The sequence below is a fragment of the Clostridium thailandense genome (assembly GCF_019207025.1).
In the GTDB taxonomy this organism is placed as follows: domain Bacteria; phylum Bacillota; class Clostridia; order Clostridiales; family Clostridiaceae; genus Clostridium_AM; species Clostridium_AM thailandense.
The window spans coordinates 1-9,354 of sequence record NZ_JAEEGC010000009.1 but is presented as its reverse complement, the minus strand read 5'-3'; the positions used below and the strand labels follow the sequence as shown (position 1 = coordinate 9,354).

Below are 9,354 nucleotides of genomic sequence, written 5' to 3'. Positions count from 1 at the left end.
CCTTTATCTCCACCATAAAAATGTCTGTAACAATTGTTACAGACATTTTTTTTATGTAAAATATATATAATTTATAAAATGAGGGGATCATACTAATGAATTTTTATAGAGTAAAACAATTTTATTGGTCTATAAGCTCTAAAATGGAAGTAGAGGATGAGAAATTTATAAATCAATATTTAAATACTGACGAACTGAAGCTATTTTATGAGCTGTCTAAATCTGAACAAAAGCATTCTGTCAAAGTTGCATATGATGTAAAAAAGACATGTGAAGAAGAAAATATAAATTCAAAACTTTTAATAAAAGCAGCTTTATTACATGATATAGGCAAAACTTTTAAAAAGCTAAACTTAATAGATAAATCAATATTAGTTATGGCGGATAATATGACTAAAGGAAGTGTAAGAAAGCTGAGTCAAATAAAAAAAGTGAACGTTTATTATAATCATGGTAAAATAGGGTCAGATATTCTGAAAAAGTACGGATATGAAAAGGAACTATTATATTTAATTGAGAATCATCATAATTTTAAAATAAGTGGAAATAGGGCCTTAGAAATATTAAGAGAGTGTGATGATAGAAATTAGTAGCGGTACATATAAATAAATACTATTTTATTTTATTGAATATAATGGTAGTATATAGATGTAAATAAATTACTATTATATTCAGAAAAATAATTTATGTATATATTTTACCGGAGGTAAAGATGAATTCAAAGGAGAGAAGAAAATATATAGAAGACCTACTAAGGAAAAGTGGAAAACCACAAAAGGGCCATATATTAGCAGAAGAATTAGGGGTAACAAGACAAGTAATAGTAAAAGACATTGCTATATTAAGAGCGGAAGGTAAAAAAATAATAGCAACTCCAGAAGGATATTTAATTCCTAAGGAAGAAAAGATAATGGTAAAAAAGGTTATCGCCGTTTCTCATGGGACTTCAGGTATTGATGAAGAACTTAAAATAATAGTAAAGTTTGGTGGAATTGTAGAAGATGTTATAGTTGAGCATCCATTGTATGGAGAAATAAGTGGTATGATCATGGTTAAAACACTTTACGATATTGAAAACTTTATGAAAAAGATTCAGGAATATAAGGCAGAACCTCTTCTAATTTTAACTGGAGGGGTACACCTACATACAATTGCTGCAGAAAATGAAGATATATTAAAGAATATAATAAATGAATTGAAGTGTAAAGATTATTTAATATCTGATTAGAAATTTATAATAACTAGAAATGGAGAATGCTTATGGAAAAAGTTGCTCTATTAAGATGTGAAGAATACGATATTAAACTTATAGAAAAAAAATTAAGAGAAGGTTTTGAATTATTGGGTGGAGATAAGTTTTTAAAGGATCTAATACCATATAATAGTAAAGTATTGCTAAAACCTAATATGTTGTCAATAGAAGAAGCTGGATCTCCCGTAGTTACAAATTTTAATGTTTTTGAAGCTGTAATTAGAGTTTTAAAAGATTATTCAAATAATATAGCCTTTGGAGATTCACCAGGGTTTGGAGATTCTAAAAAAGCAGCTGAAAAATGTGGCCTTTTGGATGTAGCTAATAAATATAATGTAAAGTTTGAGGATTTTAAAGATTCTATACATGTGAAGTTTGAGGATTCTATATTATGTAAGTCATGGACAGTGGCAAGGGCACCTTATGAAGCAGATGTTCTTATAACATTACCGAAGCTTAAAACTCATGCTATGGCTTATTTTACTGGAGCAATAAAGAATCAGTTTGGATGTATTCCGGGTACACTTAAAGCAACTTGGCACACTAGAATGCCGGAGGCAAACAATTTTTGTAAAATGCTTTTAGATCTTAATTCATTAGTTAAAACAAGTTTTGCTATATTAGATGGAATTGTAGCCATGGAGGGAAATGGTCCTAGAAGTGGAAAACCTAAAAAGATGGATACTTTAATTATGGGAAAAAGTTTGACAGCAGTAGATTCTACAGCAGTTAGACTTATTGGCTATGATAATCCTTTGGATATACCGGCTTTAAAAGAAGCGAATGATTATAAATGGGGAAAAGTTCTTCCAAAAGATATACAAATATTAGGGGAAAGTATTGAAAGTATGAAAGTAAAAGACTTTGAACTTTGTAGAACAGGAGGAAACTTTTATTTTATAAGTCCTGGAGTAACTAATTTTTTAAGAGATTTAATAGCTCCTGATCCAATACTTATATCTGAAAAATGTGTAAGTTGTAAAAGGTGTCAGGAAGTTTGTCCAGAAAAGCCTAAGGTTATAAAAATGATTAATAACAAAGGAAAAATGCAACCGACATGGAACATGAAAGAATGCATAAGATGCTTCTGTTGTCAAGAATTATGCCCATGTGGAGCAATAGAAACCCAATATTCTATGCTAGGTAAAATACTAAAAATGAATAAGAGGTGATTACAATGAAAAAAAGAATGGCTATAGGTACCAGTGTACTAATTGCAATTTTATGTTTGGTCTTCTTAGATAGAATAGTTGATCTAGTAATAAATTTAGAATGGTATAAAGAAGTAGGATATATATCAGTTTATTTTACTAAGTTGGTGGCTGTAGCCAAATTAATGATTCCTATTTTTATTATAAGTTTTATTGGAATATGGCTTTATTATAAGGGGCTACGATTAAATATCATTAAGTATAAGAAAGTAGTTGAGGTAAACAGTAATAGAAGTAGAATTGAAAAAAAGCTTTTTACTATATTTAATTTTATAATTTCTTTTTTTATAGCATATACCTTTTCTATGTCTTATTGGTATAGAATACTTCAATTTACTAATTCAGTTAGTTTCAATTCTAGGGATCCTATATTTAATTTAGATATATCATTTTATATATTTAAACTTCCTTTAATACAATCATTGTATAATGCTATTGTGTCTTTACTAATTTTTTTAATATTAATTACAATAGTAACTTATTTTGTGTTAACTGCAAAGGATAGAATATATTCAGGAAGAAATCTAAAAAGAAGCTTCTCAAAGGTAACTGTTTTAAATAGTGGGATTACAAAATTTGCAGGGAGACAGTTAGCTATTGTATCTTCATTATTGATGATATTTGTATCAATAGGATACATATTAAAGTCTTTAGGCCTAGTATACAGCTCAAGGGGGGTAGCCTTTGGAGCTAGTTATACAGATGCTCATGTAAGTTTATTATTTTATAAAATTATTATTGTAGTGTCTCTTATAGCATCTGCGATTATGTTTTATAGCATAATTAAATCTAAACCTAAGCCGATTATCATATCAATAGGTACTATAATAGTACTAGTTTTTGCAGAACAAATAGTAGCAGGTGGAATTCAAAACTTTATCGTTAAATCAAATGAAAAGACATTAGAACAGCCTTATATAAAGTATAATATAGATTATACAAGAAAGGCTTTTAATATAGATAAAGTAGATTTAAAGCCTTTTGAAGTAAAAGATACATTAACCGCTGAAGATATAAAAAATAATGAGGACACCATAAGTAACATAAGGATAAATTCTTTTAAACAGGCACTTGAGTTTTATAATCAAGTTGAAATTATTAGATATTATTATGAATTTAATGGCATAGATGTAGATAGGTATAATATAAATGGCAAGTTTAGTCAGGTATTTATAGCTCCAAGAGAAGTTAATACCAATGCTATATCACCTAGTACATGGCAAAACAGACATTTAGTATATACACATGGATATGGAATCGTTATGAATAAGGTTAACTCAGTTACAGCAGAAGGACAACCTAATTTTGTAATAAAAGATATACCACCAGATAATAAAACAGATATGAAGATTGAAAATCCTAGAATATATTTTGGAGAAAAGACAGATGAGTATGCTATAGTTAATACTAAGCTAAGTGAATTTGATTATCCAAAAGGTGGAGATTCAAATGAGACAAACAAATATAATGGTTCTGCTGGAATAAAGATGAATTTTATAAATAAGATATTATTTTCAATAAATAAAAGAGATTTGAATTTTCTTATGTCTAGAGATATATCAAGTGAAAGTAAGATACTTATAAATAGAAGTATAGTGGAAAGGACAAAAAAAATAGCACCATTTTTAACTTATGATTCAGATCCTTATATAGTTTTAAGCAATGGAAAGTTATATTGGATATTAGATGCATATACTACTTCAGATAGATATCCATTCTCTCAACCTTATAACAATGTTAACTATATAAGAAACTCTGTTAAAGTTGTAATAGATGCGTCAGATGGAAGTGTAAATTTTTATTTGGTTGATAAAAATGATCCTATTGCAATAAGTTACTCTAAAATATTTCCCGGGTTATTTAAAGATAGCTCAACGTTATCAGAGGATTTAAAACAGCATTTTAAATATCCTGAAGATTTATTTAATATTCAGTGTAATGTACTTGGTAAATATCATATGACGGATCCAGGTATATTTTATAATGGGGAAGACCTATGGGAGGTTTCGAAAAATCAAAAACAAGTAGACGGAGAGAAAGATAGTATGGAAGCGCCATATGTGGTTATGAGGCTTCCAGGAGAAAAAAATGAAGAAATGATTCTTCTTCAATATTTTAACATGAGAAATAAAGATAATATGGTTGCTTTATTTGGAGCTAGAATGGATAAGGATAATTATGGAAAAATGATAATATATAAGTTCCCTCCTCAGAAAACTATTTATAGCCCATATTTATTCAAACAAATGCTGCACCAAGATACATCCATATCAAAAGAGTTATCACTATGGGATAAGGCTGGATCGCAGGTACAGTTTGGTGATACAATAATAGTACCTATAAACAATTCACTCCTATATATAGAGCCTATGTATTTAAGAGCTAGCGGAAAAAATAGCATTCCGGAGATGAAGAGAGTTATAGTTTCTTATGGAAATAAAATCATTTTAGCAGAAAATATTGATAATGCTCTTCAACAGCTATTTAATTACCAGGATAGCAATAAAGGAACTGGGAATACAACAACACAGTCTTCTAACGATATACAGAGTTTAAGTAAAATAAAGAAGGCTAAAGAATTATACGATAGTGCTTTAGACGCTCAAAAGAATGGTGATTGGTCTAAATATGGCGAATATATTAAATCACTTGGAGAAACAATTAATGAACTTAATAAATAAGTAAGTGAAGAATGGGGCATGCCCCATTTTTCTTTTTTTAAAATATAAATAAATTAGGTTTAAAGTACACTTAATTGACAATAATACCGATATAGGCTTATATTGGAGGAATTAAGTGTGAGAAAGACAATAATTTATAGCTTTATACTTACTTGTATTTTTATATTTGCTCCAGCATTTATGGTACAACTTGATGAAAACACACAACAGACAGTTAATAAAGCAAATATGTATGAGACCGAAAAGGCGGATAAAAATAATACTTCAGAAAAAGTGGATAAAAGAAATATACAAGATGACATAACTGTATTTTCATCAAATACCTGTTTTAAAAAGACTTACTATATAAATGCTAACAAGATAAATGTATATGAAGATTGCTCTGGCAAAGATAAAGTGATCTTTTCACTGACTAAAGATGATGTAGTAGTAGCTTATAAAGAAGAAAATGGATATTTATATTGTGAGGAAAATAGAGAAGGAAAAAAAGGATGGATTAAAAAAAGCAAGGATAACTTAAAGGGTACAATATATAAAAAAACACAGTATACTTTAGACGTAAGTTTAAATAGTCAGAGTATCGATGTAATAAAAAATGATAAGAAAATAAAAAAAATATCATGTTCTACTGGGTTAATAGGAGATCAAGATACTGAAACTCCACTAGGCATATTTAGTATTCAGTGTAAGGGAGAATATTTTTATAGTAATAAATATAAGGAAGGTGCTAGATACTATATTAAATTTTTTTCAAATTATTTAATACATTCTATACCAGTCGATGAAAAAGGTAATATAATAGAAGATGAAAAGAAAAAAATAGGTTTTCCTGCATCACATGGATGTATAAGAATATCTATACAAGATGCCGAGTGGATATATAAAAATATTCCTGAAGGTTCAACAGTAGCTATACATTATTAGATTACTGCAGAAATTTGAAAGGAAGGTTAATTTATGGACTATGATGTATTAATATTAGGGGGAGGTATTATAGGTTGTGCAGCTGCCTATGAGCTTTCAAAATATAGTTTAAATATAGCACTTATTGAAAAAGACTATGATATAGCAGATGATGTAGCATTTATAAACTCTTCTGTAGTTTATGATGGAATTCAATGTGAAGATAGACTAATGTCTAAACTTCAATTGATGGGAAATGAACTTATGAAGGACATAGCTTCAAAGTTTAATATAACGTTAAAAAAACGAAGCTCTTTAATTATTGCAGAAGATAAAAAGGGAGAAGAAAAACTAGATTATATGTATAATAGAACCCTAGACAGAGGAATAAAGAATATAAGAATATTAAATAGTGAAGAAGTTTATGAGTTAGAACCAAATTTAAGCGCTAATGTCATAAAGGCTATCTATTCAGAAAATACGGGGATAATATGTCCGTATGATTTAGCAATTTCCTATGGAGAAATTGCATTTGATAATGGAGTTAAATTTAAATTAGAAGAAGAAGTAATAGATATACAAAAAATATCTAAGGGATTTAGAGTGGTCACAAATAAAAACAAATTTACTTGCAATATGGTTTTAAACACCACTCCAGGGAAGTACTATGGAATAGGTAATGAAAATAAAGAGAAGAGAGATAGAAGTTATTCAAAATATTTTTTATTAGAAAAAGATTTAAATGGTGATTTTAAGAATATAATTACTTCTCTAAGTAAAGAAGATGATGAAATTTATGTATTTCCAACTGTACAAGGTGGTACAATAATATCATTAAAAACAAATAAAAATATTAGCTATAGTGACAGTCTAAAAAAAATATCCTCATTTTTAGGAAATATAAATGAGGAGTATATAAACATGTTCTATGAGTTACCATTTTATAATGATAAATTAATAATAGATGATAGCTTAATTGATAAGGGATATATTAAAGTTGTTGGCAAACATTATAGCCAAGTCACAATCACTCCAGCTATTGCAAAAATTGTGTGTGAGACTATAGTAAATAACTTGAATTGTGTATTAAAAAAAGATTTTGTAGATAAAAGAAGAGAAGTTTATAGATTTAGAGATTTATCAAATGAAGAAAGAAAAAACATTATTAAACAAGATAAAAAGTATGGTAAAATAATATGTGTATGCCAAAAGGTTACTGAAGGAGAAATAGTTGATGCAATAAGAAGACCATTAGGAGCACGTACATTAGAGGGCATAAAGAGAAGAACAGGAGCTGCATTTGGAAGTTGTAAAGGAGCTCAATGTTTAAATAAAGTTGTGTCTATTCTATCTAGAGAAACGGATAAAAAGTTTATTGATATAGTTAAAGACTCAAAAAATTCTAAAATAGTTATAAGTAGAATAAAAGAGTTTAATGAAATGTAACTAATCGGGGGAATTCTAAGTTGATTAAAGAAATAATTTGCAATAAGTGTGGTGAGAACTGCATATTAGCTATAGATAAGAATGATAAAGAAATAGAGGTTTATGGAAATTTGTGTAGTGAAGGAATAAATTATGCAAATTTGGAACTTAGTAGTAACAAAGATATATTAACTACGCTGGTAAGAATAAAGGGATCAAAATTAGTAATTTGTCCTGTAAAGAGCACAAAACCTATAGATAAAAGTCTATGGATAGAATGTTCAAAGGCTTTAAGTAGGCTTTATGTAGGGGCACCAATAAAAATTGGAGATATTGTTTGTAAAAACATTTTAAATACTGGTGTAGATATAGTATGTACTAAAAATATATATAAAGATACTTAATAAGAATCTACTTTATGCTATTGGAAATAAGTTTAAAGTTAAAGTTGACTTGGAGTCTTTCGTTCCTTATATAGGGCGATAGGCTTTTTTATTTATGAAAATATAAGGGGGGAATTTGATGTTAGATTTAAAAAGAATTAGAAACAATAAAGAAGAAATAAAAATTGCCTTAAGAAATAGAGGAGAAAAATTTGATATATCCGTCATAGATGACGTTATAGCATTAGATGAAAAAAGAAGAAAAATTCTTGGTGAGGTAGAAATTTTAAAAAATAGGAAAAATGAAGATTCAATTGAGGTATCAAAGTTAAAAAAAGTAGGGCAAAATACAGATAAGCTTGTAGTAGAGATAAAGGGACTTTCAGATAAAATAAGATGTTTTGATGTAAGTTTAGCTGAGATAGATGATAAAATAAAATACATAATGCTTAGAATACCTAATATACCAAACGCTCAAGTTCCAGATGGAGAAACAGATGCAGATAACATAGAAATTAGAAGATGGTTAGAGCCTATAAAATTTAACTTTAAACCTAAGGCTCATTGGGATTTAGGAACAGACCTTAATATATTAGAATTTGAAAGAGCAGGGAAAGTTGCTGGCTCAAGATTTACTTTCTATAGAGGATTAGGAGCTAGATTAGAAAGATCACTAATATCATATTTTTTAGACTTTCATACTGAAAAACATGGATATGAGGAGTTACTACCACCATATATGGTCAATAGAACTAGTATGGTTGGAACAGGGCAACTTCCAAAGTTTGAAGAAGATGCATTTAGAGTTTCAAATAATGATTTCTTTTTAATACCAACGGCAGAAGTACCTGTAACTAACTTTTATAGGGACGAAATTTTAAGGGGAGAGGACTTGCCAATAAAACATGTAGCATATAGTGGGTGCTTTAGAGCTGAAGTAGGTTCATCAGGAAAAGATACGAGAGGACTTATAAGACAACATCAATTTAATAAAGTAGAACTTGTTAAGTTTACAAAACAAGACCAGTCTTATGAAGAACTTGAAAAATTAACGCGTGATGCTGAGGAGGTGCTTCAAGGATTAAAAATCCCTTATAGAGTAGTTAGAATATGTAAGGGAGATTTAGGTTTTACAGCAGCGTTAAAATATGATATAGAAGTTTGGATGCCAAGTTACAATAGGTATGTGGAAATATCAAGTTGTAGTAATTTTGAGGATTTCCAAGCAAGACGTGCTAATATAAAGTATAAAGAAACTGAAAAAGATAAACCTAAATATGTTCATACATTAAATGGATCAGGAGTTGCTGTTGGAAGAGCTTTATCCGCAATTCTTGAAAATTATCAGCGGCAGGATGGAAGTATAGTAATACCGGAAGCTTTAAGGTCATATATGGGAGGAAGAGAAGTAATAAAATAATAGAAAAAAATTTAAGAAGAAATGTTGACATATATATATATGGCTGATATAATAATACATGTCAACAGGCAAGGAAAGA

8 protein-coding genes are annotated in these 9,354 nt (G+C 28.8%); all 8 read left to right on the top strand.

Going from position 1 to position 9,354, the window contains the following annotated elements; translation table 11 throughout:
• Positions 1–95: 95 nt before the first annotated feature.
• The 8 genes from I6U48_RS02615 to serS all read left to right on the top strand — a co-directional run bounded on the left by I6U48_RS02615 (position 96) and on the right by serS (position 9,275).
• Positions 96–590, top strand: coding sequence for an HDIG domain-containing metalloprotein (locus I6U48_RS02615; protein WP_218318848.1), 495 nt, complete (start codon positions 96–98; stop codon positions 588–590).
• A 122-nt stretch (positions 591–712) separates the two neighbouring features.
• Positions 713–1,228 (top strand): transcription repressor NadR, encoded by a 516-nt coding sequence (locus I6U48_RS02610; RefSeq protein WP_218318847.1) that lies wholly within the window; start codon positions 713–715, stop codon positions 1,226–1,228.
• A 32-nt stretch (positions 1,229–1,260) separates the two neighbouring features.
• Complete coding sequence (locus tag I6U48_RS02605) at positions 1,261–2,424, top strand: DUF362 domain-containing protein (protein ID WP_218318846.1); 1,164 nt, start codon at positions 1,261–1,263, stop codon at positions 2,422–2,424.
• A gap of 5 nt (positions 2,425–2,429) precedes the next feature.
• Positions 2,430–5,144 carry a UPF0182 family protein gene (locus I6U48_RS02600; RefSeq protein WP_218318845.1) on the top strand — a complete coding sequence of 905 codons (2,715 nt, stop codon included), beginning with the start codon at positions 2,430–2,432 and terminating at the stop codon, positions 5,142–5,144.
• A 117-nt stretch (positions 5,145–5,261) separates the two neighbouring features.
• Positions 5,262–6,068: a L,D-transpeptidase gene (locus I6U48_RS02595; protein ID WP_312890863.1), complete on the top strand. Its 807-nt coding sequence runs from the start codon at positions 5,262–5,264 to the stop codon at positions 6,066–6,068.
• Between the two features lie 33 nt (positions 6,069–6,101).
• On the top strand, positions 6,102–7,493 hold the full coding sequence (locus I6U48_RS02590; protein ID WP_218318843.1) for an NAD(P)/FAD-dependent oxidoreductase: 1,392 nt from the start codon (positions 6,102–6,104) through the stop codon (positions 7,491–7,493).
• 20 nt (positions 7,494–7,513) lie between these two features.
• Complete coding sequence (locus I6U48_RS02585) at positions 7,514–7,876, top strand: DUF1667 domain-containing protein (protein WP_218318842.1); 363 nt, start codon at positions 7,514–7,516, stop codon at positions 7,874–7,876.
• A gap of 118 nt (positions 7,877–7,994) precedes the next feature.
• A complete protein-coding gene (gene serS / locus I6U48_RS02580; protein WP_218318841.1) occupies positions 7,995–9,275 on the top strand; it encodes a serine--tRNA ligase in 1,281 nt (426 codons plus the stop codon).
• Positions 9,276–9,354 lie beyond the last annotated feature (79 nt).

Bases quoted from the DNA above. Each gene is read 5' to 3' on its own strand.
- I6U48_RS02605 (WP_218318846.1), top strand. From the start codon at position 1,261: ATGGAAAAAGTTGCTCTATTAAGATGTGAAGAATACGATATTAAACTT.
- I6U48_RS02615 (WP_218318848.1), top strand. From the start codon at position 96: ATGAATTTTTATAGAGTAAAACAATTTTATTGGTCTATAAGCTCTAAA.
- I6U48_RS02590 (WP_218318843.1), top strand. From the start codon at position 6,102: ATGGACTATGATGTATTAATATTAGGGGGAGGTATTATAGGTTGTGCA.
- I6U48_RS02610 (WP_218318847.1), top strand. From the start codon at position 713: ATGAATTCAAAGGAGAGAAGAAAATATATAGAAGACCTACTAAGGAAA.
- I6U48_RS02600 (WP_218318845.1), top strand. From the start codon at position 2,430: ATGAAAAAAAGAATGGCTATAGGTACCAGTGTACTAATTGCAATTTTA.
- serS (WP_218318841.1), top strand. From the start codon at position 7,995: ATGTTAGATTTAAAAAGAATTAGAAACAATAAAGAAGAAATAAAAATT.